Below are 25717 nucleotides of genomic sequence, written 5' to 3'. Positions count from 1 at the left end.
TTACTGCTGGGGGGCTAATGCCCCCCAAGCGGCACTAGCAGCACATCGACCTGGCTCGACGCGACAATAGATTTCGCCGCGCAGGCTGCCCGCGATAAAAAGCTGTGGTTATGGTTCCCGCAAATCACTAAATCTATATTTTGTCTGCGACACATATCGAGAATATGGGCGTTAAGTTCCCCGGTCGCAATAACAGTTTCATAAACAGGATATTGTGCCTTTTCCACTAATTCGTGCAGAAATTGCTGCGTTTCTTCCTGCAGAACCTCGCGAATATCCTCCAGCATGGGGGCTGCCAGCTGATTATACATCTCCGGCTCTGCGGCGAGGGTGATGAGGCTGATGCGGGCATTGTGGGGTCTGGCAATGGAAACTGCCCGGGCGACGAGCTGATGGCTTTCGGGGGAAACTGCAACGGAAACAAGAAGATGGGAGTAACTCATGGCGCACTCCTTAGATGTCTGAAAGACAGCGTTTAACCACCTTTACCGCGAAATCTCCGGTTCTGCAAGAGCAGATTACGACATTAGTGTGAAGCTTATCATAATTATTCATTAATTATTCTTATAAGAAGAATAACTGAAAAACGCGCCTAAATGAAAAAAATTAACAACTTAACGTAAATCACACAAATTCACGCATTGACTGTTAAATCGTTTTGACCCTTTACAAACTCATTTCGAATGATCACGTCCTGAAACATCTTTTTTGTGCTATCTGCATAACTATATGTTTTTTCACGGTAAGAAAAATGTTTCCAGGAGAGGGGCCTGATGTAAATGTTTCCGCGCGGCGCTTACGGCATGAAAAGCACGTTGCATGCCAGTTTGGATCACCCTTCTGCATGAGTATTCGTCAATTAAGAATACAAAACAGTACCGATTGGCTAAATTTTGACCAAATTACAAGTCATACTGATGGATTTATGGGTCATATTCACTTAAATTGTGTGACGTGGATCACATTTTTTTTAAATTTGAGGGTGGCTGGATTGTATGTGTCAAAACTGACGAGTAGAGTTTGCGTCGAATTAGGAAAAATCTTAGTTATTTGTAAGAAATGATAAATCATGTAAGAGACGCATTCGCGGTTTCTCTCTTACGGTTTCAGTGAATACAAACCTAAATTCAACTATGCATTTAGCCTTTTCTTTTTTATACCGGGTGATTTCCCGGCGACATCACGGGGTGCGGTCTTTCCGCATAAAAATAATAGTTGGTTATTCGGGATGGGAACAATGCATACATCCGAGTTGCTAAAACATATCTATGACATCAATTTGTCGTATTTACTGCTCGCGCAGCGTTTGATTAGTCAGGACAAGGCGTCCGCGATGTTTCGTCTGGGTATTAACGAAGAAATGGCAACCATGCTGGGCGGCTTAACCCTCCCGCAGATGGTTAAACTGGCTGAAACGAATCAACTGGTTTGCCAGTTCCGTTTCGATGATTCACAGACAATAACGCGTCTGACGCAGGAATCCCGTGTGGACGATCTTCAACAGATCCATACCGGTATTCTTCTTTCCACTCGCTTGCTTAACGAAATCAGCCAGCCTGATGACGTAGCCCGTAAGAAAAGGGCCTAGCAATGAGCGAGAAAAGCATTGTTCAGGAAGCGCGTGACATACAGTTGGCCATGGAGCTGATTACACTGGGTGCTCGTTTACAAATGCTGGAAAGCGAGACTCAGCTGAGCCGTGGTCGTCTCATCAAACTGTACAAAGAGTTACGTGGTAGTCCCCCGCCGAAAGGCATGCTGCCGTTTTCTACCGACTGGTTTATGACGTGGGAGCAGAATATTCATGCTTCCATGTTCTGTAATGCCTGGCAGTATCTTCTCAAAACCGGTTTGTGTAGCGGCGTTGACGCCGTGATCAAAGCGTACAAACTTTACCTTGAACAATGCCCACAGCAGGAAGAAGGCCCTCTGCTGGCGCTGACCCGCGCATGGACGCTGGTGCGTTTTGTTGAGAGCGGAATGCTTGAACTGTCGCGCTGCAACTGCTGCGACGGCAATTTTATTACCCATGCTCATCAACCTGCAGGCAGCTTCGCCTGTAGTTTATGTCAGCCTCCATCCCGCGCAGTAAAAAGACGTAAACTTTCCCGGGATGCTGCCGATATTATTCCACAACTGCTGGATGAACAGATCGAACAAGCTGTTTAACCCGAACGTGTGGGAAAGATTCCAGCAGCGGTAAGCAATTACCGCTGCTTTTTTTTACCCCGCAAACGGTAAACGCTGCGAGCTGGACGTCCTTGCCATAGTCACTAGCGGAAGGATGATGTCGTGCTTATCTTATTAGGTTACCTGGTAGTTCTCGGTACAGTTTTCGGCGGTTACATGATGACCGGCGGGCACCTTGGAGCACTCTATCAACCGGCTGAACTTATTATCATCGGCGGTGCAGGGGTAGGGGCTTTTATCGTTGGTAACAACGGTAAATCGATCAAGGGCACGCTGAAAGCGATTCCGTTGCTGTTCCGTCGCTCGAAATACACCAAAAGCATGTATATGGATCTGCTGGCACTGCTCTATCGCCTGATGGCGAAGTCGCGTCAGCAGGGCATGTTCTCGCTTGAACGGGATATTGAAAACCCGAAAGAGAGCGAAATTTTTGCCAGCTATCCGCGAATTCTTGCTGATGCCATGATGCTGGATTTCATCGTCGACTATCTGCGACTCATCATCAGCGGCAACATGAACACCTTCGAAATCGAAGCGCTGATGGACGAAGAGATCGAAACCCACGAAAGCGAATCTGAAGTGCCGGCCAACAGCCTGGCGCTGGTCGGCGACTCGCTTCCGGCATTCGGTATCGTTGCCGCGGTAATGGGCGTGGTTCACGCCCTGGCCTCGGCAGACCGTCCGGCAGCCGAGCTGGGCGCGCTGATTGCCCATGCGATGGTGGGGACTTTCCTCGGTATTTTGCTGGCGTACGGCTTCATCTCTCCGCTGGCGAGCGTTCTGCGCCAGAAGAGCGCGGAAACCACCAAAATGATGCAGTGCGTGAAGATCACGCTGCTCTCTAACCTCAACGGTTACGCGCCACCGATCGCGGTTGAGTTTGGCCGTAAAACGCTTTACTCCAGCGAGCGTCCGTCGTTTATCGAGCTTGAAGAACACGTGCGTGCGGTGAAAAACCCAAACCAACAGACGACAACTGAGGACGCATGAAAAACCAGTCCCATCCGATCGTCATCGTAAAAAAACGCAAGCACAAGGGCGGCGGGCATGGCGCACACGGCTCGTGGAAAATTGCGTACGCCGACTTTATGACCGCAATGATGGCGTTCTTTCTGGTGATGTGGCTGATCTCCATCTCCAGCCCAAAAGAACTGATCCAGATTGCCGAATATTTCCGTACGCCGCTGGCAACGGCGGTGGCCGGTGGGCCGCGTATCTCTAACAGCGAAAGCCCGATCCCGGGCGGCGGCGATGATTACACCCAGCAGAAGGGTGAGGTGAAAAAAGAGCCGAACATCGACGAGCTGAAAAGAAAGATGGAGCAGGCGCGTCTGAAGAAACTGCGTGGCGATCTCGATCAGCTGATTGAGGCGGATCCGAAGCTGCGCGCGCTGCGCCCGCATCTGAAGATCGACCTGGTGCAGGAAGGGCTGCGTATTCAGATTATCGACAGCCAGAACCGCCCAATGTTTAAAACCGGAAGTGCGGAAGTCGAACCGTACATGCGCGACATTCTGCGTGCCATTGCACCGGTGCTGAACGGCATTCCTAACCGAATCAGCCTGTCAGGACACACGGATGATTTCCCGTACGCCAGTGGGGAGAAGGGATACAGCAACTGGGAGCTTTCTGCCGATCGTGCCAACGCCTCGCGTCGCGAGCTGGTGGTAGGTGGGCTTGATGATGGCAAGGTACTGCGCGTAGTCGGCATGGCCGCAACCATGCGCGTTTCCGATCGCGGGCCGGATGATGCCATCAACCGTCGTATCAGTCTTTTAGTGCTGAACCAGCAGGCGGAGCAGGCCATCCTGCATGAAAACGCCGAAAGTCAGAATGAGTCACTGGACGATTTAAAACAGCCTGGGGCCGTTCCTTCGGCTGCCGTTCCAACATCGCCACCAGCCAATCCGAGGTGATAGCGTGAGCATGGATATTAGCGATTTTTACCAGACATTCTTTGATGAAGCCGACGAATTGTTGGCCGATATGGAGCAACACTTGCTCGATTTGGTGCCCGAAGCACCGGACTCCGAGCAGCTCAATGCCATCTTCCGTGCGGCGCACTCTATTAAAGGCGGAGCCGGAACGTTTGGATTTACCATCCTGCAGGAAACGACCCATTTAATGGAAAACCTGCTTGATGAAGCACGACGCGGTGAGATGCAGCTCAATACCGACATTATCAACCTGTTTTTGGAAACCAAAGATATTATGCAGGAACAGCTCGACGCCTATAAAAGTTCGGCAGAGCCTGATGCCGCCAGCTTTGAATACATCTGCAATGCGCTGCGCCAGCTCGCCCTGGAAGCAAAAGGTGAGGTCGCTGCAGCCGTTGTCCCTGCGGCGAAACTGAGCGTTGTCGATGCGGTTGCTGCCGACGAGGCCGCGCCAGCCGCTGCACAAGCGGGCAAACTGCGCGTTGTGCTGTCACGCCTTAAAGAGAGTGAAGTTAACCTGCTGGAAGAAGAGCTGGGTAACCTGGCGAAGTTAAGCAACGTGGTAAAAGGCAAAGACAGCCTTGCCGCGACGCTTGATGACGGTATTGGGCAGGACGATATCGTGGCGGTACTGTGCTTTGTGATTGAAGCTGACCAGATCGCCTTCGAAACCGAAACGGCCGCGGTTGACGCCCCTGCCGCTGCGGAAGAGGTGGCCGTTGTCCCTCAGGCCGCCGCACCGGCTGTGGCTCCTGCGGCTCCGGCGCTGAAGGCAGTGCCAAAAGAGGCCGCGGCACCTGGCCGTGCTGAGAAACCTGCCGCCCGCTCCAGCGAGTCAACCAGTATCCGCGTTGCCGTTGAGAAGGTCGACCAGCTGATTAACCTGGTTGGCGAACTGGTGATCACCCAGTCGATGCTGGCCCAGCGTTCTAACGAACTGGACCCGGTCACGCACGGCGATCTGATCACCAGCATGGGTCAGCTGCAGCGTAACGCCCGCGACCTGCAGGAATCTGTCATGTCCATCCGTATGATGCCGATGGAATATGTCTTCAGCCGCTTCCCGCGTCTGGTGCGCGACCTTGCCAGCAAGCTGAATAAACAGATTGAACTGACCCTGATGGGCAGCTCAACCGAACTGGATAAGAGCCTGATCGAGCGCATTATCGACCCGTTAACGCACCTGGTGCGTAACAGCCTCGACCACGGTATCGAACTGCCGGAAAACCGCATTGCCGCCGGGAAATCCCCGGTCGGCAACCTGATCCTCTCTGCGGAACACCAGGGCGGGAATATCTGCATCGAAGTGACCGATGATGGCGCGGGTCTTAACCGCGAGCGCATCCTGGCAAAAGCGATTTCGCAGGGGATGGCGGTCAATGAAAACATGACCGATGAAGAAGTGGGCATGCTGATCTTTGCGCCGGGCTTTTCTACCGCGGAGCAGGTGACCGACGTGTCCGGACGCGGTGTGGGCATGGACGTGGTGAAACGTAACATCCAGGAGATGGGCGGCCACGTTGAGATCCAGTCTAAACAGGGTTCCGGCACCACCATTCGCATCCTGCTGCCGCTGACGCTGGCGATCCTCGACGGCATGTCAGTTAAAGTGGCGGACGAAGTCTTTATCCTGCCGCTGAACGCCGTCATGGAATCCCTGCAGCCGCGTGAAGAAGATCTGCATCCTCTGGCGGGCGGCGAGCGCGTCCTCGAAGTGCGCGGCGAATACCTGCCGCTGGTTGAGCTGTGGAAAGTGTTCGAAGTGGACGGGGCGAAGACAGAGGCCACGCAGGGCATCGTTGTGATCCTGCAAAGCGCGGGCCGTCGCTACGCGCTGCTGGTCGATCAGCTGATTGGTCAGCACCAGGTGGTAGTGAAGAACCTCGAAAGCAACTACCGCAAAGTGCCGGGTATTTCTGCCGCCACCATTCTGGGTGATGGTAGCGTGGCGCTGATCGTCGATGTGTCGGCGCTTCAGGGATTAAATCGTGAACAACGTGTGGCGTACACAGCCGCCTGATTAAGTAGAAGGTAATAACATGACCGGTATGAGTAATGTAACGAAACTGGCGGGCGAGCCATCAGGGCAGGAATTCCTGGTATTCACTTTAGGCGATGAGGAGTACGGCATCGATATCCTGAAAGTGCAGGAAATCCGTGGTTACGACCAGGTTACCCGCATCGCTAACACGCCTGCTTTTATTAAAGGTGTCACCAACCTGCGTGGCGTCATTGTGCCAATCGTGGACCTGCGCGTGAAGTTCAGCCAGGGCGACGTTGACTACGACGACAACACCGTGGTGATCGTTCTGAATCTGGGGCAGCGCGTGGTAGGTATCGTGGTGGACGGCGTATCTGATGTGCTTTCCCTGACCTCTGACCAAATTCGTCCTGCGCCGGAGTTTGCGGTCACGCTGTCGACCGAATACCTGACCGGCCTGGGCGCGCTCGGCGAGCGTATGCTGATTCTGGTGAACATCGAGAAGCTGCTGAACAGCGATGAGATGGCGCTGCTGGATATCGCCGCGAGTCACGTAGCGTAGGTAAATGCAAAACGGCAACCCAGGTTGCCGTTTTTTGTGTTTGCTCCCTCTCCCTGTGGGGGAGGGCAGGGGTGAGGGAATCAGGCCTCACCCTTTTTTTCACCTTACGCTTCCTGCTTTACCAGCTCGGCTTCAGCTTCCGCTTCCCGCGCGCCTTCATTCTGTGACAGCATCGCGGTCGCAATACCATTCCCCAGCACGTTAATTGCGGAACGGCCCATGTCCAGGAAGTGGTCGATCCCCATCAGCAGCAGAATACCCGCCACCGGAATATTAAAGCTCGGAATGGTTGCTGCCAGCACCACCAGTGAAGAACGCGGTACGCCGGCAATCCCTTTCGACGCCAGCATCAGGGTCAGCATCAGCACCGTCACTTCAGAGAAGCTCAGGTGAATGTTGTACGCCTGAGCGATAAACATCGAGGCGAAAGAGCAGTACACCATCGAACCCACCAGGTTGAAGGAGTAGCCAATCGGCAGAACGAAAGAGGCGATGTTGCGCGAGCAGCCGAAGCGCTCCAGCTGTTCCAGCGTTTTCGGGTAGGCGGCTTCAGAGCTGCTGGTGGTAAAGGCCACCAGGACCGGATCTTTCAGCATGCTGACCAGGCGAAACACCTCTTTTTTCAGCACCATGTAACCCACGGCCAGCAGCACCATGCAGGTGAGAAGAATGGCAACATAGTAGCCGCCAATAAAGGAGGCGTAGTTCAGCAGAATGCCGAGACCCTGCGTGGCAATGACGGATGAAATCGCCGCGAAAATGGCCAGCGGAGCAACGTACATCACGTAACCCGTTACCTTCAGCATAATGTGGGAAACCACATCCAGCGCGGCCACCAGCGGCGCGTTGAATTTCTGCCCCAGCGACGCGCCGCCGATGCCGAAGAACATTGAGAACACCACAATCTGCAGGATCTCATTGTTCGACATCGCCCCCGCGATACTGGTCGGAATGGTGTGTGACAGGAACGCTTTCAGCGTCATGCCGCCCACGGCCAGGCCGGTATCCACCGCTTCTGTCGGGACCGTCAGGTTCAGACCGCTTCCCGGATGCTCCAGCGTGACGATGAACAGGCCAACCAGAATAGAGAGCACGGATGAGCTGATAAACCACACCATCGCTTTGCCGCCAACGCGGCCAATGGTGGAGGTTTCGCCCAGCTTCATAATGCCGACGGTGAGCGTGCTGAAGACCAAGGGTGCAATGACCATTTTGATCAGACGGAGGAAAATATCGGTCAGAAGGGTAATATTATCCGACCAGGCTTTGATGGCATCCGCAGATGCATACTCATGAATTGCTGCCCCTGAAAGAATACCCGCCAGCATGAATATCACGATGAAGAGTGTGAGTTTGTTTGCACTTGCCACGAAAAAAGATCCTCTATGCGCTTCAGATGTGGCCCGCGTCGATACATATAAATTTTTTATTACGATGCGGGAAATTATTCGGCACATAAATTGACGCAAAGTGTAGGGGGATACAACTCCTTTTTAATTTTTATTAATTTTGTTGTTAATGTGCTGACGATATATTGTGATCGCCGTCACACTTTAATGGATATATTCTCCCCGAATAGAATAAAATCGCTGCCTGAATTAATTTAACCTTCTGTTATTTATAAGAAAGTTGAGTCAATAAGACATATGCCTTATGCGTTAAGGGTCGGGTGGTCGAAGCGATATCCGTAAACTAAATTCTCAATAACCCCCTCAGAGGAACGTTAAGCGGGGCTAACATCTTGAACGACAAAAATAAAATGTGGCAAGGGAACGGAGACGTCTTCTGGAGGGGGGTAAATGAAAAGAAAACTTCTTTTGATCTGCGCAGGCACCTTACTGGCTGCGACAACGGCCCATCAGGCGCTGGCCGTCACCAGCAGCGGCACCATCGGTGCAACGCTGACGCTGACAAACGGGTGTCTGATAAACGGCTCGCCCGCGCAGAGTGGTATTAACTTCGGTACGCTCGATTTCGGTACCCATCCGGCAACCTTTTCCACGCTTACGACGCAGCTGAGCGGCGCCAGCGGCGGAAACACCTTCACCATTCAATGTACGACCGCCAGCTATACGGTCGCGATCACCGGTAATACCCACTCCACCGCGCCCGGCTCGGTTGTCGGTTCGCCGGGCACGCCTGAACGCTATCTGGTGAATACGGCCAACGCGGCACAGGGCGTGGCTTACAGCCTGTACAGCGACAGCGGGTTTAACACCGTGATTGCCAATAACGCCGCGCTGCCGATCGCGTCTACGGCCGGAGGGGTGGACAGTTACACCCTCTACGGACGGATTACCGGCGGCGGTAACAGCGTGACGGTCGTTCCGGGAACCTACACCGACACGATTAACGTCAGCGTCACCTACTAGTCCCGAACCGCCATGAAGGCATCTCTCACAGGTCTGCGCAAACGCGCAGAGGGACGCGTGCAGCCTTTTTTCGCGCTGATCGTCGGATTGCTCACGATGCCCACGGCGGATGCGGTGACATCCCAGTCGTTTAAGGTCAGCGCGACGATTGTCCCGGGATGCGCGGTGGCTACCGGTAGCGGAGGGCTTCTCGGTACGCTGGATTTTGGCAGCCATAACGGCGTCGAGAGCGCGCCGGTCAGCACCAGCTTTGTGCCAAACGGGGCGTTGTCTATTGCCTGTACGCCAGGCGTGGCGCTGAGCATGAGCATTAATGGCGGTCAAAATTATTCATCCGTTCGCCGCATGAAGCGCGCGAACGGCGCCGACGTGGTGCCATACCGGCTTTACAGCAGCAGCTCGCTGGCCGCAAACAGCGAAATTGGCGTCAACCAGGCGATAGCGGTGACCTATACCAACAGTAATAACATCGCGCTGCCGCTTTTTGGCGTGGCGCTACTGACCGGGTTTAGCCCGGCGGGAACCTATTCCGATCAGCTCACCGTGACCTTGTCATGGTAATAAAGGGAGAGTGTTGATGAAGCCATTTTTCAGACCGGTATGTCTGGCGGGCGCGTTGGGAATGGCGGCAACCGGCCAGGCGCAGGCGGCGGCCACCATCCTGCTCTGGCCCATCGATCCCTGGCTTGCTGCGGACGCCAACGCCACGGAACTGTGGATCCAGAACCAAGGAAACAGCGCCACGACGATGCAGGTCCGCATCGTGCGCTGGAAGCAGGAGGACGGACACGAGCGCTATACCGCGCAGCAGGACGTGGTCGCCAGCCCGCCCATCGTCACGATTGGCACAGGCAACAAGCAGCTTATTCGCCTTATCAAACAGGCTTCAGTTCCCGCAGGGGTCGAACAGGCCTATCGCATTATCGTCGATGAAATTCCCCAGCCAGATGCCAAAGCTGAACCCGCCATCGGCCTGAAATTGCAGATGCGTTACTCCATCCCTCTGTTCGTATATGGACAGGGGATCCCGACCATCAAAGAGGGCGCGCATCACGCGCTGGCGGAGACCCAAAACCTGAGCTGGCGGGTGACGCAGGCGGAGGGAAAGCCTGCGCTGGAGGTCAAAAATCGGGGTGATGTTCACGTCAGGCTGAGCCAGGTGGCGCTGGAGCAGGGAGGTCAGAAACGCACGGTGGCGGAGGGATTGCTGGGTTACGTCCTGCCGGGCAGCACCCGCACCTGGCCTATACCCGCTGGCGTTCGTCAGCCAGAGCGGATGAGCGCGCAGATTAATGCCAGGGACGAACAATGGCAGTCGACGCCCGTCAACTGAAGCCGGCGATGATGATACTGCTATGCGTCAGTTCCGCGACTCTGGCCGGGCCCGGCGACGACAGTTTACCGCCGCCTCCCCAGGCACAGGCGATAAATGATGAAGCGGTTTTCCAGCTGGCCATCGTGGTCAATCATTACGATACCGGCCTGGTCGTGCCCGTGACGCAGCGTAAAGGCGCTTTCTTTATCTCCAGCGCCGATTTGCTGCGCGCGGGGCTGCCCCCGGCGCACGTTCCCACCGGAGAGGTAAATCTCTCCTCGCTTGTTCAGGTTCGGGTGGAGTACGACAGCGCCGCGCAGCGCCTGCTGCTTAACGTTCCCCGCGACTGGGTGACGGCCCGCGTGACGCCTTTCAGCGCGCAAGCGGCGCAGGCCAAACCGCACTACGGGCGCGGGGCGCTGCTGAATTACGATCTCTACACCAACCACACGGAACATATCGGCGGTCAGGCGTCGATCTGGCATGAGTTCCGCTACTTCAACGAGAACGGCTCGTTTTCCTCGACCGGTTACGCGCGGGAAAATTTCACCGGTAACGACGGCCAGCAGGAAGGTTATGTCCGCTATGACACGACCCTGCTGTTCACTAACGAAGATGACGCGATGAGCTGGAGCGCCGGGGACGTGATCAGCGATGCCCTGAGCTGGAGCTCCAGCGTGCGGATGGGGGGGATAAGCGTCGGGCGGGATTTCTCCCTGCGTCCTGACCTGGTGACATGGCCGCTGCCCGAGTTCGCGGGGGAAGCCGCGGTACCCACTTCGGTCGATCTTTTTATCAACGGCTATCGCTCCGGCTCAACCCAGCTTCAGCCGGGCCCCTTCACCCTGACTAATCTGCCCTACATCAACGGCGCCGGGGATGCGGTGCTGGTCACGACGGATGCGCTGGGGCGCCAGGTAAGCACCACGCTACCGTTTTACGTCACCAGCGACCTGCTCAAACAAGGGCTGAGCGACGGCGCCGTGACGCTCGGCAGCCTGCGGCGTAATTACGGCATCAAGAATTTTGACTACGGTCCGGCAGCCGGCAGCGGCTCGTATCGCTACGGGATGACGGACTGGCTAACCCTCGAGGGCCACGCGGAAGGGGCGCAGGAGCTGGCGCTGGGCGGCGCGGGGACGGTGATAAAACTCGGCCAGTTCGGCGTGGTGAATACCTCTTACTCGCAAAGCCGCATGCGCGGTGATGCGGGCGGGCAAATCAACTGGGGTTATCAGTACAGTACCAGCGAGTTTAGCGTCGCCACCCAGCACACGCGTCGCGACCGCGGCTTTGGCAATCTGGCCCTTTACGATCAGCCGACGGTGTATGACGAAAACGATAAGCCCATCGCCAGCTTTAGCCGTAATACGGACCAGTATTCGCTGACCTTCAATCTGGGACGGTACGGCAATATCGGTGCGGCCTGGATAGGCGTGGAGAGTTTTGACAGCCAAAAAACCGAGCTGCTCAATCTCTCCTGGAGCCGAAACCTGTGGGGAGCGAGCAGTATTTACCTGGCCGGCAGCCGGGATCGGCAGCGGGGAGACTGGACGGTCGCGCTGTCGCTGCAGGTGCCGCTTGGTGCGCGCGACAGCGCTGCCGTCACCGTTGAAAACACCCCGGATGCAGGCAGTACCCAGCGGATTAACTACAACCACTCCATGCCTTCTGACGGTGGGTTCAGCTGGAACATGGCCTGGGCCAACCAGTCAAGATCCAGTGATTATCAACAGGGTACGCTGGGCTGGCGCAATAACAACATCGAGCTGCAGGGCGGCGGCTATGGCGAAAGGGATGCCATGACCTGGTGGGGCGAGGCGATGGGCGCCGTTGTGCTGATGGACGGCGAGCTGTTCGCGGCGAATAAGATCAACGATGCGTTTGTGGTCATCAGTACCGACGGCCACCCGGACGTGCCCGTCAGCTATGAGAACCAGCCCGTCGGTAAAACCAATAACAACGGCTACCTGCTGGTGAGCGGGGTGTCGGCGTATTACCCGGCAAGCTACCGGATTGATACTTTGAATCTGCCGGCGGATACCCGTCTGAAAGAGACCGAGCGGCGGATCGCGATTCGGCGCCACAGCGGCTATCTGGTCGATTTCCCGATGGAGCAGGAGAGGGTGGCAAGCGTTATTCTGCATGACGCGCGCGGGAAGGCGTTGCCGGTGGGAAGCCAGGTTCGACGCGCCTCGCGCAGCAATGCGGTGGTGGGGTATGACGGCATCGCCTGGCTGGAAAATCTCAGCGATGTGAACCCGCTGGAGGTGATCGCACCTGACGGGAGGCGCTGTAAGACTACCCTGACCGTGGGGGCCAATCCGGAGCACAAGCTGAAAACCTACGGGCCGCTGGTTTGCCGGGAGGAGCCATGACGCGCCTGCTGCTATTCATCCTGCTGCTGTTCTCCGGCGGCGGCTGGGCGGCGTGTACCGTCAGTACGGTTAATGCGTCGTTTGGCAGCGTCACCTCGTTCGCGCTTAGCGGAACCGGAGAAGTTCAAACCACCGGCACGCTGGTGGTGGCCTGCGATGCCGTACTGAATCTGCTGACCAGCGACTCGGTAACGCTGACCTACACCGCGGCATCGGTTTCGGGCAGCAGCCGGGCCACGATGAAACGCACGGATAATGCGGCCATCACCGACGCGATCCCCACCCGGCTGTGCGGGTTATCGGGATGCGCGAGCAGCAGCGAGGTACAGATAAGTAAATCGTATACCTGGAGCGGGAGTACCCTGCTGGGGTTGCTGGGGTCAAAGCAGTACAACATTCCGCTCTATTTCCGCACCGTCGCCGGGCAAAACGTCACTGCCGGGCCATATCAGGTGCAGTTAACCTTCAGCATTAACTACAGCGTCTGCTCCGTGGGCGCGCTTGGCATTTGCACAATCAATCAGACGGGAACCGCGACAACCACCATCCTGCTGGATATGACCGTTACCAACGACTGCAGCGCCATGACCACGCCAGATGTGAACTTCAACAGCGCGCCGCTGGTGCAAAGTTTCCCCACCGTCTCGCAGGCGATTGCCGTCACCTGTACCAAAGGAAGTTCGTATACCATCGGCATTAATAACGGTGCCAACGCGCTGAACAACGTGCGGCGGATGGTGAGCGGCAGCAACGCCATGAGCTACGACATCTATAAGGAAGCCACCGGTAACCGCTGGGGCGGCAGCGGCAGCGAGCGCTGGTCCAGCGCGGTATCGTCCCAGGTCAGTACCGACGGTTTACTGCGCACCTACAACTACACCGCTAAAGTCCTGACCAATCAGGCCACGCCGCCCGCCGGAACCTACACCGACACGCTGATTGTCGACGTGGCGTTTTAACCCCGCGCTTTTCCCTTTCGCAAATGTAAAGTTCCTGTGGGCTGTGCCGATAACACCGTTAATAAATCTATGAGAAGGTGTTGTATGTTGAACCGTATCCGCGTTGTCACAATGCTCATGATGGTGCTGGTCATTTTCGCACTTCTTCAGCTCATCTCCGGCGGGCTTTTTTTCTCGTCATTAAAACAGAACCAGGACAGCTTCGCGGCCTCGAACGATCTCCGCCTGCAGCAGAGTGAACTCACCTCAACGTGGGATCTGATGCTGCAAACGCGTATCAACCTGAGCCGCTCGTCCGCGCGCATGATGATGGACCCCAACAATCAGCAGAGCAGCGCGAAAACCGATCTGTTGAAAAATGCCCGTGCCACCCTCGCTGACGCCGCGAAACACTACGACGCCTTCAAAAAGATCGCCCCGCAGCCTGCTATGGAGCAGGTGAGCCAGAATATCGATGAAAAATACAATGCCTACCATACCGGCCTGACAGAGCTGATTCAGTTCCTGGAGAGCGGCAATATGGACGCCTATTTCGCGCAGCCAACGCAGGGGATGCAAAACGCACTCGGCGCGGCGCTGGGGGAATACGCGAAGGTCAGTGGCGATCTCTATCACTCGGCCTTTACGGCAAGCCAGAATGACTACCGCTTTGCAAAATGGCAGATGGCCGTGATGGCGCTGGCGCTGGTCATTGTGCTGGTCGCGGTCTGGTACGGCATTCGCCATATCCTGCTGAACCCTCTCGGCCGCGTCATTGCCCACATTCGTGAAATTGCCGGCGGTGACCTGACCAAAACGCTGACCGTTTCCGGGCGCAATGAGAACACCGAGCTGGCAAACAGCGTTGACCACATGCAGCGTTCGTTAATCGAAACCGTCGCGAACGTGCGCAACGGGTCGGAGGCTATCTACACCGGCACCAGCGAAATTGCGATGGGGAATAACGACCTCTCTTCTCGTACCGAGCAGCAGGCGTCCGCCCTGGAAGAGACGGCCGCCAGCATGGAGCAGCTCACCGCGACCGTGAAGCAGAACGCCGATAACGCCCGCCAGGCGTCTCAGCTGGCGGAAAGCGCCTCCGAGACGGCGCAGCGCGGCGGCCGCGTGGTGGATGGCGTGGTGAAAACCATGCACGAAATCGCCGACAGCTCGAAGAAAATCGCCGACATCATCAGCGTTATCGACGGCATTGCCTTCCAGACCAACATTCTGGCGCTGAACGCCGCCGTGGAAGCGGCGCGCGCGGGTGAACAGGGGCGCGGGTTTGCCGTGGTGGCCGGGGAAGTACGCAACCTGGCCAGCCGCAGCGCCAACGCGGCCAAAGAGATCAAGTCTCTGATTGAAGATTCCGTCTCCCGCGTGGATACCGGCTCCGTGCTGGTGGAAAGCGCCGGGGAGACCATGAATGACATCGTGAATGCCGTCACCCGCGTGACGGACATCATGGGTGAAATCGCCTCTGCGTCCGATGAGCAGAGTCGTGGTATCGACCAGGTTGCCCTGGCGGTATCGGAAATGGATCGCGTGACACAGCAAAACGCCGCGCTGGTGCAGGAGTCCGCTGCGGCGGCCGCTGCTCTGGAAGACCAGGCGAGCCGTCTGAAGATGGCCGTCTCGGCGTTTCGTCTCGCTTCACTCGCTGGAAATACGGTCACCCCGCAGGCGACGTATCGTGCGCCAGCCGCTGAATCGGCTGCACACCGTACGCGCACCGCGACGACCGGACAAGATGAAAACTGGGAAACATTTTGACTGACAATTAAACCGCGGCTGCTTGCCGCTTGATGGGAGCGTGGATGTTAAATCGTATTCGTATCTCGACCACACTGTTTTTGATTCTGATCCTTTGCGGTGTGTTGCAGGTTGGCAGTAACGGGTTGTCTTTTTGGGCGTTTCGCGATGGCTATCAGAATTTGCAGGAAGTTGAGGCGAGTAATCAGCAGCGCTCCGCACTGGCACAAACGCGTGCCGTGCTGTTGCAGGCAAGCACTGCGCTGAACAAGGCGGGAACCTTAACCGCGCTGAGTTATCCGCCGGATGACATTAAAGCGCTGATGGCGACCGCGCGCGACAGTCTGAAGCAGGCTGACGCACAGTTTAAAGCCTTTACGGCGCAGGCCGCCGACAGTGAGAAAGAGAAAGCGCTGAAGGCCGCCATGAAGACGAACTTTGAGCAGTGGTACAGCGATCTGGACCACCAGGCGACGTGGCTTGAGAACAACCAGCTTTCGGACTTTATGACTGCACCGGTTCAGGCGTCTCAGGCGGCGTTTGACGGCAGCTTTAACGCGTGGCAGCAGGATATTAACCAGTCTGTTCAGCGTGCCGGTGACCAGAGCCGTCAAAGCTATCACATGTCGGGCGTCATCTTTGCCGTGGTGGTGATTCTGGCAGGGCTGCTGACCGGCGGGGCGCTGCTCTGGTCGCGCAGAATGATCGTGCAGCCGCTGGCGATTATCAGCAGCCACTTCGACAGTATTGCGAAAGGGGACCTGGCGCGTCCGGTCGCGGTGTTCGGCAAAAACGAAATTTCGGCGATCTTTGCGAGCCTGAAGGCGATGCAGGGATCGCTGCGGGAAACGGTGAGCGACGTGCGGCAGGGCAGTTATGCCATGCACACCGGGATCTCTGAGATTGCGGCGGGCAACAACGATCTCTCGTCCCGCACCGAGCAGCAGGCGGCCTCGCTGGCGCAGACGGCGGCCAGCATGGAGCAGTTAACCGCGACGGTAGGCCAGAACGCCGATAACGCGCGTCAGGCGTCTGACCTGTCAAAACAGGCGGCGATGACGGCGAAGAAAGGCGGCGACCAGGCGTCCCATGTCGCCAGCACCATGCAGGAGATTGCCACCAGCTCGCAGAAAATTGGTGACATCATCAGCGTGATTGACGGTATCGCGTTCCAGACCAACATTCTGGCGCTGAATGCCGCCGTGGAAGCGGCGCGCGCCGGTGAGCAAGGGCGCGGGTTTGCGGTGGTGGCGGGGGAAGTACGTAACCTGGCGAGCCGCAGCGCCAACGCGGCGAAAGAAATTAAGGTCCTGATCGAAGAGTCGGTTTCGCGCGTTCAGCAGGGCTCAACGCTGGTGGATACGGCGGCGAAAACCATGCACGAGATCGTCACCTCCGTGACGCGGGTGAACGACATCATGGGCGAGATTGCCTCTGCGTCGGATGAACAGCGTCGCGGGATTGAGCAGGTTGCCCAGGCCGTCAGCCAGATGGATCAGGTGACGCAACAGAACGCCTCGTTAGTTGAGGAAGCGGCAGCGGCAACCGATCAGCTGGCCAGCCAGGCGGATCGTCTGACCGGACTGGTCGCGGTATTTAATGTGAAAGAGCACGTTGAAGCAGTAACAGAAGTCGGGCGGTCGCAGGCCGTGCCAGTTGTATCCTGAATGTAATTAAGAAGGCGCTATGACATCACCAATGCCCCCTGGGCAAACGTCATTATTGTTGCAGATGACACAGCGCCTCGCGCTGTCCGACGCGCATTTTCGTCGGATATGTCAGTTAATCTACCAGCGTGCGGGGATCGTGCTTGCGGATCATAAGCGGGACATGGTCTACAACCGTCTGGTGCGGCGCTTGCGTACGCTGGGGCTGGATGATTTTGGCCGCTATCTGAGCATGCTCGAGGCGAACCAGAACAGCGCAGAGTGGCAGGCTTTTATTAACTCGTTAACCACCAACCTGACGGCGTTTTTCCGTGAAGCTCACCACTTCCCGGTCCTGGCCGAGCACGCCCGCCGTCGCACCGGGGAGTATCGCGTATGGAGCGCGGCCGCCTCGACGGGTGAAGAGCCGTACTCGCTGGCGATCACCCTTGCTGACACCCTGGGCATGACGCCCGGACGCTGGAAAGTTTATGCCAGCGATATTGATACCGAGGTGCTGGAGAAGGCGCGTAACGGCGTGTATCGCCAGGATGAACTGAAAACGCTGTCGCCGCAGCAGCTGCAGCGTTATTTCATGCGCGGCACGGGCCCGCATGAAGGCCTGGTGCGCGTACGCCAGGAGCTGGCGAACTGCGTCGAATTCGCGCCCGTTAACCTGCTGGATAAGCAGTACAACGTGCCGGGGCCGTTCGACGCCATTTTTTGCCGTAACGTCATGATCTATTTTGATAAAACGACGCAACAGGACATCCTGCGTCGGTTTGTTCCGTTGCTCAAGCCTGACGGTTTACTGTTTGCCGGGCACTCGGAAAACTTCAGCAACCTCGCGCGTGAGTTTAGCCTGCGTGGGCAAACGGTATATGCGCTGAGTAAGGAAAAAGCATGAGTAAAATCAGGGTGTTGTCTGTCGATGATTCAGCGCTGATGCGTCAGATCATGACTGAAATTATCAATAGCCACAGCGACATGGAGATGGTGGCCACTGCGCCCGATCCTCTGGTAGCGCGGGATTTAATTAAAAAATATAACCCCGACGTGCTAACGCTGGATGTCGAGATGCCGCGCATGGATGGCATTGATTTCCTCGAAAAATTAATGCGGCTTCGGCCCATGCCGGTGGTGATGGTCTCCTCCCTGACCGGAAAAGGATCGGAAATCACCCTGCGCGCGCTGGAGCTGGGGGCGGTGGATTTTGTCACCAAACCGCAGCTCGGCATTCGCGAAGGGATGCTGGCCTACAGCGAAATGATCGCGGAGAAGATCCGCACCGCGTCGCGGGCGAAGCTTGCTGCCCATACGCCATTGGCCGCGCCTGCGACCCTGAAGGCCGGTCCCTTACTCAGCTCGGAAAAACTGCTGGTTATTGGGGCGTCAACCGGAGGAACAGAGGCAATTCGTCATGTACTCCAGCCATTGCCGCTTTCAAGTCCGGGTATTCTGATCACTCAGCATATGCCGCCAGGCTTTACCCGTTCGTTCGCCGAACGCCTGAACAAGCTGTGCCAGATCAGCGTGAAGGAGGCGGAAGACGGCGAGCGCGTGCTCCCGGGCCATGCCTATATCGCCCCGGGCGACAAGCATATGGAGCTGTCGCGCAGCGGTGCTAACTATCAAATCAAAATTCATGACGGACCGCCGGTCAACCGGCACCGTCCGTCGGTGGATGTGCTGTTTCATTCGGTGGCGAAACATGCGGGGCGCAACGCCGTTGGGGTGATCCTGACGGGGATGGGCAACGATGGTGCCGCCGGAATGCTTGCAATGCACCAGGCTGGCGCCTGGACGATTGCGCAGAATGAAGCAAGTTGTGTGGTGTTCGGCATGCCGCGCGAGGCCATCAATATGGGTGGCGTGAGCGAAGTGGTCGATCTTAGCCAGGTAAGCCAGCAGATGCTGGCGAAAATCAGTGCCGGACAGGCAATACGTATTTGACTCAGGAGTATTATTTTATGGCGGATAAAGAGCTTAAGTTTTTGGTTGTGGATGACTTTTCCACCATGCGTCGCATCGTGCGCAACCTGCTGAAAGAGCTGGGCTTCAACAACGTTGAAGAAGCAGAAGACGGCGTTGATGCGCTGAACAAACTGCAGGCTGGCGGGTTTGGTTTTGTTATCTCCGACTGGAACATGCCAAACATGGACGGTCTGGAACTGCTGAAAACCATTCGTGCCGATGCCGGAATGGCGTCTATGCCGGTTCTGATGGTTACTGCAGAAGCGAAAAAAGAGAACATCATTGCCGCTGCACAGGCGGGCGCAAGCGGCTATGTGGTGAAGCCATTCACCGCGGCAACCCTGGAAGAGAAGCTCGGTAAGATCTTCGAGAAACTCGGCATGTGAGGTGATGGAAATGTTGCAACCTGCTATGAAACCCGTTGAAGAACACTCGCCGAGCGATATCATCGTCCGCATCGGCAGCCTGACGCGCATGCTGCGTGACAGCCTGCGCGAGCTGGGTCTGGATCAGGCGATTGCCGAAGCGGCGGAAGCCATTCCTGATGCCCGCGATCGTCTGGACTATGTTGTGCAGATGACCGCTCAGGCCGCGGAACGTGCGCTGAACAGCGTTGAAGCGTCACAGCCGCACCAGGATGCGATGGAAAAGGGGGCGAAAGCGCTGAGCAAACGCTGGGACGAGTGGTTTGAGAACCCTATCGAGCTGGCGGATGCCCGCGAGCTGGTGACGGATACCCGTCAGTACCTGGGTGATGTGCCGGGCCACACCAGCTTCACCAACGCCCAGCTGCTGGACATCATGATGGCGCAGGATTTCCAGGACCTGACCGGTCAGGTGATCAAGCGCATGATGGATGTTATTCAGGAGATTGAGCGTCAGCTGCTGATGGTTCTGCTGGAGAACATCCCGGAACCGGCGGCCCGTCCAAAACGCGAGAACGAAAGCCTGCTCAATGGTCCACAGCTCGACGCCAGCAAGGCGGGCGTTGTGGCAAGCCAGGATCAGGTAGACGATCTGCTCGACAGCCTCGGCTTCTGATTGTTCTGATTACCCTCAGGCTGCGGCCTCAACCTGAGGGTAGTTCGGTTAGCGAAGATCCATCTTCACCGTCACGTTACCTTCAAAGCGGCCCGGGGCCGGAGAGGCATTGGTCGTGCTGACCGGTACAGCCTGAATTTTGACCACACCGTTTCCCTGCGCGTCCATCGTCACCGGAAACTCATAGGTCCCGTCCAGCGCGACGTTCTGACTGTTTTCATCATATACACGCACCCCGAGGTCGTCCCTGTCCAGAAGTTTTGCAATGTACGGCGTACTGCTGTCTGCGACCCCCTGATCTGCGGTCAGCGTGAGCTTTATCCGGTCCGTGTTTCCCACCGCGTTATCATCACAGTGGTAGGCAATATCAACGTTTTTGATGGCATAACGTTTTGGCGGTTGCCCCTTGATGACGAATTGCTTGCTGACGATGCTGCCGAACTCAACCTCAATGGTGCTGCCTTCGTTGATAACGCAGCTTAGCGGCGCAGAAAGCGTGCCGCTAAACCAGATATCAGAGACCTGATCTGCCTGCCCGGAATCGCAGCTTCCCCCCGAGCCGAAATAAAGACAGGCATAGTTTTGCGCGACGATCGTCGAAGGGATCATCTCTTGACCCAGGATGGGTTTTTTAATGTGAAGAAGGATCGCAACGACGTTCCAGCGGAAATTACGCTTTACTGTAGCGGCGTTGCTCGGCTGGGTGCCACTACTGCAAACGTTGGCATCTCCCTCCGTTTTGGCGAGTGCATTCTCGGTCGTGTTACGCATATTAGCTCTGGATGTCGGGTATTCATTGACAGCTATCGGGGTCAAAGAAGTGCCGTCCGGAGAGTTAATTGCATCAGCGTAGGCGGTGATATCGGCATCGATCTTTTCGGTCAAATAGCCGTATCCGCTTGTTCCCGGTTTCAACGGGCTTCCGGCGAAGGTTTTTTCATAAACCATGCTCGAAGAAAATATATTTCCGGGACAGCTGCAGTTGGCCACTATCACCGGGCCATTGCCGACCAGATGATTTGGCACATCATAGTCATGATTGGCGATATTTTCGCTGGACGAAAACTCATGATCGAACGTCGTGGTGTAGGCTTGTGGCGCACCGAAGCAGTCATGAAGTAAAGTCGCGGCCCTGCTCGGGCTGGTTGCGGTCAGGCTCAGTGCCGAGGCCAATGAAGCCCAGACGGCCCGTTTCTTGAATATAGTTGTCATGTGCTTATTCCTGCTGACAAAGCTCGCTAACCGAGCGAATACCGTTAGGGCTTTCGGTTTGGTTGGCTGACTGTTGCGTAATGCTGGCGCGGCACTGTTGGCCCATGCCGTTGCCCCATTTCACGGTGAGCTGCGCGGTCTCTCCAATGCCTGCCAGATAGACGGTGCCGGTTTCATCGACAATGCCGCTCATCACCGGGTCGCTACTGGTCGCGATGGCGCCGAACGGAACGGGGAGACCGTTTGGACGCTTCAGGGTGATCAGCATCCGGTAGCCTGTGTGGGCGTCAAATCTGGCCAACACTGCCGCGTTGCGCGAGGGAATGACGGTGATGGCGGTATCGCTGCTGTCCACATTTTCCGGCAGGCTCGAGGTATCAATACGAATATTGTTCTCCTGGTACGGAGTGAGCGATGGAATGACTGCGTTACCCTGCCAGTCGGTCTGAATACCCCGCTGGTTCAGGAAACGGACGCCGGAAGCGTCGTTGGCGTTGACGATAGCAAACTGGCTTCCTAAAGGTTGAGCCAGCGTGATGCCCTGAGGATGGGCAACAATACCGCCGCTAATGCCGTAGTTAAGCTGCTGAGAGTGATCGGTGGAAGCGTAATAGCCTGCGGTCAGATTGGCGTACTGCGAGCGGTAGCTGCCATAGACGCTGCTGATATCTTCCCCGTCGTGGTTGGAGTGGCTCTGCTGCAACGAGTAGCTCAGACGCTCATCCTCCAGAAGCGTGCCGCTGAGGCCCACGTTGTGCCGCGTATAGCCATTTTTAGTGTTGCTGATGTTATAGCTACTCCAGGCGCGTGGCAGCCATCTGGCGAGAGGAATGCTAAATCCCAAAGAGACCATCCTGTCAGACTCGTCGCCGTTGGTTTTGCTGTACGTATAGGCAATGTGATAGCTCGTGCCGGCAACAACGGTATTGAATCCCAGAGACAGGCTGCGCTCTTTTTTAGAGGTGCCCCAGTAATCCTGCTGATAACCGTTAAGATACAGACTCACCCCAGCAACGGTTTGGCTAACGCTGGCCTGAATGCGGTTGCGTTTATTGTAACGAAACTGCAGATCGTCTTCGTGGCCGTCATGCTTTTGGTTGGCGTCGGCAAAGCTGTAATACCCGCGGCTGGAGTATCGGTAGCTGCCGAGGCTGAAGTTGGTATCGGTCGAATCCAGCTTACCGGTATAAAGCAAACGCCATGACTGGCCGGTATGCTGGCTGTTATCGTCTAGCCGGGTGTCGGCCATGGTAACGTCAGCGGACAGCGAGCCCAGCGGCCCGAGCGCCAGACCGGCACCGGTATTGGCTGCGTTATAGTCTTTCGAGAGCGTCAGCCCTCCAAACCAGGTGAGAAGGTTATTTAAACCGTAAATCATGCTGCCCTGGAAAAAATCGGGTTCCTTTTGGTCGCTCCCGCTTTCAGCACGATAACGGCCTGCTGTCATTTCGTACTTCATACGCCCAGGCCGCAGCATAACCGCGATACTGGAGTAGGGCTGCGTAAAGCGATGCTCGGTGCCGTCAGCCTCTTTCACCGTAACGTCCAGATCGCCGCTGTTGGTCGTGGAGTAGAGATCGTCGATTTCGAACGCGCCCGGCGCGACATTTTGCTGATAGATGAGGTAGCCATTCTGGCGCACCGAGACTTCCGCATTTGAACTGGCGATGCCGCGTATGACAGGGGCATAGCCGCGTTGGCTGTAGGGAAGCATCTCTTCATCCGACGCAAGGTTAACGCCCCGGTACTGTAAGCTATCAAATACCTCGCCCCGCGTGTTGCTTTCTCCCGCCGTGAACTGTGCCTTGAGGGCGTCAACGTCATGCTGGAGGAAGGTATTGATGTTTTCCCACAGGTTTTCATTCTCTGAATTGCTCCACGTTGAATAGTTGCGCACTCGCCAGCCACCCAGGTTGGCGCCGGTGCGCAAATTCAGATACTGACTGGTGGCGCTGTTGTCGCCGCTCTCCTTATTTTTTGATCCTGAGAAAGCGTAGTCACTGAACAACACGGGAACACCGTCGTCCCAGCGCGAGGGATCGATGTAATCGCGACCGGTACTTCTTAACGCGGCCTGAGGAATACTCAACGCTAATGTCATGGTTGAAAAATCAAGCCGCGCGGAGGCCTGGGGGATATAGTTGCTGATATCTTTGGGTAAAGCCTTATTGCCTGGTAACGCAAGCAAGGCGGGATACTGGTCGATAGCAACCCCCCATGCCCGCAGCATATCCGGTGTGAGCTGCGGTATCAGTGACCCTTCCGGAGAGCTGACGTAAGCGATGTTGGTGGTGCTCAGACGGTGTTCGTTCACCTGCACTCGTGAAGAATAGGTGCCGGGTAGCTGAGCATTCGACTTTGAAAAGAGTGAAAGGTCGATCTCCTGCTGGGCCAGCATGTCTCCTTCAAGCGATGAGGGAGAGAAACGATACTCACGGGCCAGCGTCGAGAAGCTCGCGATGAGCAAGACACCGCCAAGGCAGCGAAGAAGCGGATTCGGTCTAAAGAGCCGCTCGTATGACATATCATTACGTCCTGTCATCATCGCGGTTTTTTAATCCTGCGCCAGGGAGGCGGTGTATTTTTCGGAAGCATTGCCGTAATCGGTTATGCAGCGCCAGGTGACGCTCGTTCCCTGAGCATTGTCAGGGAGAGGAATGTCAGCGCGGGATTTAGGGGCAACCATGTCGGCTTTCTCCACTTTGTGCGCTCCCAGCGCAAGTGAATCAAAGACGCTGTAGAACGCCCCCTCGTTGATGACAGTGAGCTGCTGACCATGACGCGCGAAGCGCAGGTTTTTGCAGGATTTAGAGGGCGTACCGCTCAGTCCGACAGGGCGCCAGAACAGTTTCAGACGCGTTTTATAGATTAACCGCAGGACGTTTTTGTCTCCCTCATCCGTAGCCGTGGCAGGAACGGTTCGTACGTTCATATAGAACAGAGACTCTTTATCGCCTGCTAAGGTTGTCCCGTTCCAGGTAATACGTAGGCTTTGCTCTTTTTGCGGATCGAGCCGAAAGAGAGGCGGTGTCACGATAAACGGTCCGTGCGTTTTACCATCACCTGTATCCGTCCATGACTGTATTAACCATGGAAGCTCTTTATCATTATTTTGTAAGGGCAGGGCAACTTCCTTTTTCGCGGCATCGTAGATTATGCGTGTGCGACCGATCTGAATACCTGCTGCGTGACAAAAGGTGCTCGCAATAACAGGAATGCATAATAAGACCCGGAGTAAAATGCGCATAGTGAAACCTTTAATAAAGGAGGTTGAAGGGAAATGATAATAGTCCGAGTCCGGACTATTATCAGATCATGACTCCTTAAACGTCATGACGCCTAAATATATATATTATGAATATCAGTAATACGATTATTAACGGTAAAGAATATTTACCGTCATATCAGCATCTGCCGGACCGGCGGTAACCGCATCTGCAAATGATTTATAGCGGGCATTAAAATCAGCTTTAATCGTATCTTCGGATTTTGTCGCCAGTTCGATATAGATCTGCCCTTCAGCGCCATCCATCGTGATGAGCTTATCATCTTTACCCGCCGGGCTGACGGCAATGCCGATACCGGTGGCCGCGGTTTCGCCCGTGGTGGTAATTTTACTGACGTCCAGCAGCGTCTTGGTCTTGGTCAGGGTCGTTGGGCCGTTAAAGGTCAGCTGAACAGCCGGAAGCCCAGCGCTTGTTAACGGGCAGTTCGCCAGCGTAATGGAGAACTCCGTAAGTGCGGTCTCCTTCCCAACGGTATTAAACAATGATGTAGGATAGGTACCCAGTGGGATAGTACTGTCTGTACCGTCGTCACCCTGAATGGTACAGCTTGATTCGATAATTTCACCCGTAAAGTGAATAGTGCCGGCATTCATTTCTGCGGCGAAACCATTCATCGACAGTGTTGCAAGGGCTAAGCCCGCAATAATATTCTTTTTGAAATCCATATTAAATGTCCCTTTAAGTAAAAAGAAATATCTGGCATACATTTTGCTTTCTGGTGAAAAGTAAATTATGTCGCGTGAAATTATAACATTTAATTTTGTGTGGGTAAGGGAGTCTCAGGATTAATGTTATGCAGATTCATCCTTTTTAGGATTGTGCGGGGTAATGATTTATATGGTATCGATTGCTCTGAATTATTGAATTTACATGGTTATATCATTCCTGCAATACCGTCTGGTTAAAATCGACGATTATGTTAATTTTCTTTCGGGATATTTTAGAGTAAATGTTCTTTAAAACTGCGCTTAATTCATTTTGTAATATGAAACACATCACAAAAGCTGGAGAATGTTCGTTCGAACATTTCTTGCCCTCTTTTCACTCACCCGAATTGCAGGGGGGGGGGCTTAAACTGGATAAAAAGACCCGGTTATAGGGGTTTTTCAGCCCATTGATCAAAGGCGGTGCT

23 protein-coding genes are annotated in these 25717 nt (G+C 55.6%); 17 read left to right on the top strand and 6 right to left on the bottom strand.

Features of this window, described 5'->3' with window-relative positions; genetic code table 11:
* Nucleotides 1-14: 14 nt before the first annotated feature.
* Nucleotides 15-443, bottom strand: coding sequence for a universal stress protein UspC (uspC, locus tag ACERY3_RS10075; RefSeq protein ID WP_373225535.1), 429 nt, complete (start codon nt 441-443; stop codon nt 15-17).
* 794 nt (nt 444-1237) lie between these two features.
* Between uspC and flhD the strand changes: the two genes are divergently transcribed.
* The 6 genes from flhD (at nt 1238) to cheW (ending at nt 6670) form a co-directional block, all read left to right on the top strand.
* Complete coding sequence (gene flhD, locus ACERY3_RS10070) at nt 1238-1588, top strand: flagellar transcriptional regulator FlhD (protein ID WP_008500415.1); 351 nt, start codon at nt 1238-1240, stop codon at nt 1586-1588.
* 2 nt (nt 1589-1590) lie between these two features.
* On the top strand, nt 1591-2169 hold the full coding sequence (gene flhC / locus ACERY3_RS10065) for a flagellar transcriptional regulator FlhC (protein WP_013096051.1): 579 nt from the start codon (nt 1591-1593) through the stop codon (nt 2167-2169).
* A 123-nt stretch (nt 2170-2292) separates the two neighbouring features.
* Entirely contained in the window at nt 2293-3180 is an 888-nt protein-coding gene (gene motA / locus ACERY3_RS10060; RefSeq protein WP_008500417.1) for a flagellar motor stator protein MotA, read from the top strand.
* Nucleotides 3177-4106, top strand: coding sequence for a flagellar motor protein MotB (motB, locus tag ACERY3_RS10055; protein WP_032658606.1), 930 nt, complete (start codon nt 3177-3179; stop codon nt 4104-4106). Before motA ends, motB begins: the two co-directional genes overlap by 4 nt.
* A gap of 4 nt (nt 4107-4110) precedes the next feature.
* Nucleotides 4111-6147, top strand: coding sequence for a chemotaxis protein CheA (gene cheA / locus ACERY3_RS10050; protein WP_373225534.1), 2037 nt, complete (start codon nt 4111-4113; stop codon nt 6145-6147).
* 19 nt (nt 6148-6166) lie between these two features.
* The gene (gene cheW / locus ACERY3_RS10045; RefSeq protein WP_023312262.1) at nt 6167-6670 is read left to right on the top strand and encodes a chemotaxis protein CheW; all 504 of its coding nucleotides are present in this window, start codon (nt 6167-6169) and stop codon (nt 6668-6670) included.
* Between the two features lie 104 nt (nt 6671-6774).
* Here the strand turns inward: cheW and ACERY3_RS10040 are convergent, their stop codons facing one another.
* Nucleotides 6775-8040, bottom strand: coding sequence for a dicarboxylate/amino acid:cation symporter (locus tag ACERY3_RS10040; RefSeq protein ID WP_033145875.1), 1266 nt, complete (start codon nt 8038-8040; stop codon nt 6775-6777).
* Between the two features lie 429 nt (nt 8041-8469).
* On the opposite strand from ACERY3_RS10040, the gene ACERY3_RS10035 reads away from it, so the two are divergent.
* From ACERY3_RS10035 to cheZ, 11 genes are all read left to right on the top strand, one after another.
* Nucleotides 8470-9042 carry a spore coat protein U domain-containing protein gene (locus ACERY3_RS10035; protein WP_023312260.1) on the top strand — a complete coding sequence of 191 codons (573 nt, stop codon included), beginning with the start codon at nt 8470-8472 and terminating at the stop codon, nt 9040-9042.
* 12 nt (nt 9043-9054) lie between these two features.
* A complete protein-coding gene (locus ACERY3_RS10030) occupies nt 9055-9603 on the top strand; it encodes a spore coat U domain-containing protein (protein ID WP_047061108.1) in 549 nt (182 codons plus the stop codon).
* A 16-nt stretch (nt 9604-9619) separates the two neighbouring features.
* Nucleotides 9620-10375, top strand: coding sequence for a molecular chaperone (locus ACERY3_RS10025; RefSeq protein WP_373225533.1), 756 nt, complete (start codon nt 9620-9622; stop codon nt 10373-10375).
* Complete coding sequence (locus ACERY3_RS10020) at nt 10351-12735, top strand: fimbria/pilus outer membrane usher protein (protein ID WP_373225532.1); 2385 nt, start codon at nt 10351-10353, stop codon at nt 12733-12735. The genes ACERY3_RS10025 and ACERY3_RS10020 overlap by 25 nt, the downstream gene beginning before the upstream one ends.
* Entirely contained in the window at nt 12732-13694 is a 963-nt protein-coding gene (locus ACERY3_RS10015) for a spore coat U domain-containing protein (protein WP_069303012.1), read from the top strand. The genes ACERY3_RS10020 and ACERY3_RS10015 overlap by 4 nt, the downstream gene beginning before the upstream one ends.
* A gap of 84 nt (nt 13695-13778) precedes the next feature.
* On the top strand, nt 13779-15446 hold the full coding sequence (gene tar, locus ACERY3_RS10010; RefSeq protein ID WP_373225531.1) for a methyl-accepting chemotaxis protein II: 1668 nt from the start codon (nt 13779-13781) through the stop codon (nt 15444-15446).
* Nucleotides 15447-15490: 44 nt separating this feature from the next.
* Nucleotides 15491-17092, top strand: a complete 1602-nt coding sequence (gene tap, locus ACERY3_RS10005; protein ID WP_023312254.1) for a methyl-accepting chemotaxis protein IV — start codon at nt 15491-15493, stop codon at nt 17090-17092.
* Nucleotides 17093-17111: 19 nt separating this feature from the next.
* Nucleotides 17112-17978 carry a protein-glutamate O-methyltransferase CheR gene (cheR, locus tag ACERY3_RS10000; protein ID WP_023312253.1) on the top strand — a complete coding sequence of 289 codons (867 nt, stop codon included), beginning with the start codon at nt 17112-17114 and terminating at the stop codon, nt 17976-17978.
* Complete coding sequence (locus ACERY3_RS09995) at nt 17975-19024, top strand: chemotaxis response regulator protein-glutamate methylesterase (protein WP_029741783.1); 1050 nt, start codon at nt 17975-17977, stop codon at nt 19022-19024. The genes cheR and ACERY3_RS09995 overlap by 4 nt, the downstream gene beginning before the upstream one ends.
* A gap of 17 nt (nt 19025-19041) precedes the next feature.
* A complete protein-coding gene (gene cheY / locus ACERY3_RS09990) occupies nt 19042-19431 on the top strand; it encodes a chemotaxis response regulator CheY (protein WP_008500431.1) in 390 nt (129 codons plus the stop codon).
* A 10-nt stretch (nt 19432-19441) separates the two neighbouring features.
* Nucleotides 19442-20086 carry a protein phosphatase CheZ gene (gene cheZ, locus ACERY3_RS09985; protein WP_023312251.1) on the top strand — a complete coding sequence of 215 codons (645 nt, stop codon included), beginning with the start codon at nt 19442-19444 and terminating at the stop codon, nt 20084-20086.
* 48 nt (nt 20087-20134) lie between these two features.
* Here cheZ and ACERY3_RS09980 read toward each other — a convergent pair whose 3' ends face one another.
* The 4 genes from ACERY3_RS09980 to ACERY3_RS09965 form a co-directional block, all read right to left on the bottom strand.
* A complete protein-coding gene (locus ACERY3_RS09980; protein ID WP_373225530.1) occupies nt 20135-21298 on the bottom strand; it encodes a fimbrial protein in 1164 nt (387 codons plus the stop codon).
* A gap of 4 nt (nt 21299-21302) precedes the next feature.
* The gene (locus tag ACERY3_RS09975) at nt 21303-23843 is read right to left on the bottom strand and encodes a fimbria/pilus outer membrane usher protein (protein WP_373225529.1); all 2541 of its coding nucleotides are present in this window, start codon (nt 23841-23843) and stop codon (nt 21303-21305) included.
* Between the two features lie 9 nt (nt 23844-23852).
* Entirely contained in the window at nt 23853-24545 is a 693-nt protein-coding gene (locus tag ACERY3_RS09970; protein ID WP_319876260.1) for a molecular chaperone, read from the bottom strand.
* 129 nt (nt 24546-24674) lie between these two features.
* Nucleotides 24675-25292 (bottom strand): fimbrial protein, encoded by a 618-nt coding sequence (locus tag ACERY3_RS09965; RefSeq protein ID WP_310590834.1) that lies wholly within the window; start codon nt 25290-25292, stop codon nt 24675-24677.
* Nucleotides 25293-25717: the final 425 nt, after the last annotated feature.

The sequence above is a fragment of the Enterobacter cloacae complex sp. ESBL7 genome, from assembly GCF_041679625.1.
GTDB lineage: Bacteria > Pseudomonadota > Gammaproteobacteria > Enterobacterales > Enterobacteriaceae > Enterobacter > Enterobacter asburiae_B.
The sequence above is the reverse complement of the archived record's forward strand: the minus strand, read 5'-3'. Positions and strand labels throughout refer to the sequence as shown.

Coding starts and splice junctions, on each gene's coding strand:
- cheZ (WP_023312251.1), top strand. CDS start 19,442: ATGTTGCAACCTGCTATGAAACCCGTTGAAGAACACTCGCCGAGCGAT.
- ACERY3_RS09980 (WP_373225530.1), bottom strand. CDS start 21,298: ATGACAACTATATTCAAGAAACGGGCCGTCTGGGCTTCATTGGCCTCG.
- cheR (WP_023312253.1), top strand. CDS start 17,112: ATGACATCACCAATGCCCCCTGGGCAAACGTCATTATTGTTGCAGATG.
- cheW (WP_023312262.1), top strand. CDS start 6,167: ATGACCGGTATGAGTAATGTAACGAAACTGGCGGGCGAGCCATCAGGG.
- ACERY3_RS10020 (WP_373225532.1), top strand. CDS start 10,351: ATGGCAGTCGACGCCCGTCAACTGAAGCCGGCGATGATGATACTGCTA.
- ACERY3_RS10025 (WP_373225533.1), top strand. CDS start 9,620: ATGAAGCCATTTTTCAGACCGGTATGTCTGGCGGGCGCGTTGGGAATG.
- tap (WP_023312254.1), top strand. CDS start 15,491: ATGTTAAATCGTATTCGTATCTCGACCACACTGTTTTTGATTCTGATC.
- motB (WP_032658606.1), top strand. CDS start 3,177: ATGAAAAACCAGTCCCATCCGATCGTCATCGTAAAAAAACGCAAGCAC.
- ACERY3_RS09965 (WP_310590834.1), bottom strand. CDS start 25,292: ATGTATGCCAGATATTTCTTTTTACTTAAAGGGACATTTAATATGGAT.
- ACERY3_RS09970 (WP_319876260.1), bottom strand. CDS start 24,545: ATGCGCATTTTACTCCGGGTCTTATTATGCATTCCTGTTATTGCGAGC.
- cheY (WP_008500431.1), top strand. CDS start 19,042: ATGGCGGATAAAGAGCTTAAGTTTTTGGTTGTGGATGACTTTTCCACC.
- ACERY3_RS10015 (WP_069303012.1), top strand. CDS start 12,732: ATGACGCGCCTGCTGCTATTCATCCTGCTGCTGTTCTCCGGCGGCGGC.
- ACERY3_RS10035 (WP_023312260.1), top strand. CDS start 8,470: ATGAAAAGAAAACTTCTTTTGATCTGCGCAGGCACCTTACTGGCTGCG.
- ACERY3_RS09975 (WP_373225529.1), bottom strand. CDS start 23,843: ATGATGACAGGACGTAATGATATGTCATACGAGCGGCTCTTTAGACCG.
- ACERY3_RS10030 (WP_047061108.1), top strand. CDS start 9,055: ATGAAGGCATCTCTCACAGGTCTGCGCAAACGCGCAGAGGGACGCGTG.
- uspC (WP_373225535.1), bottom strand. CDS start 443: ATGAGTTACTCCCATCTTCTTGTTTCCGTTGCAGTTTCCCCCGAAAGC.
- flhC (WP_013096051.1), top strand. CDS start 1,591: ATGAGCGAGAAAAGCATTGTTCAGGAAGCGCGTGACATACAGTTGGCC.
- ACERY3_RS09995 (WP_029741783.1), top strand. CDS start 17,975: ATGAGTAAAATCAGGGTGTTGTCTGTCGATGATTCAGCGCTGATGCGT.
- tar (WP_373225531.1), top strand. CDS start 13,779: ATGTTGAACCGTATCCGCGTTGTCACAATGCTCATGATGGTGCTGGTC.
- flhD (WP_008500415.1), top strand. CDS start 1,238: ATGCATACATCCGAGTTGCTAAAACATATCTATGACATCAATTTGTCG.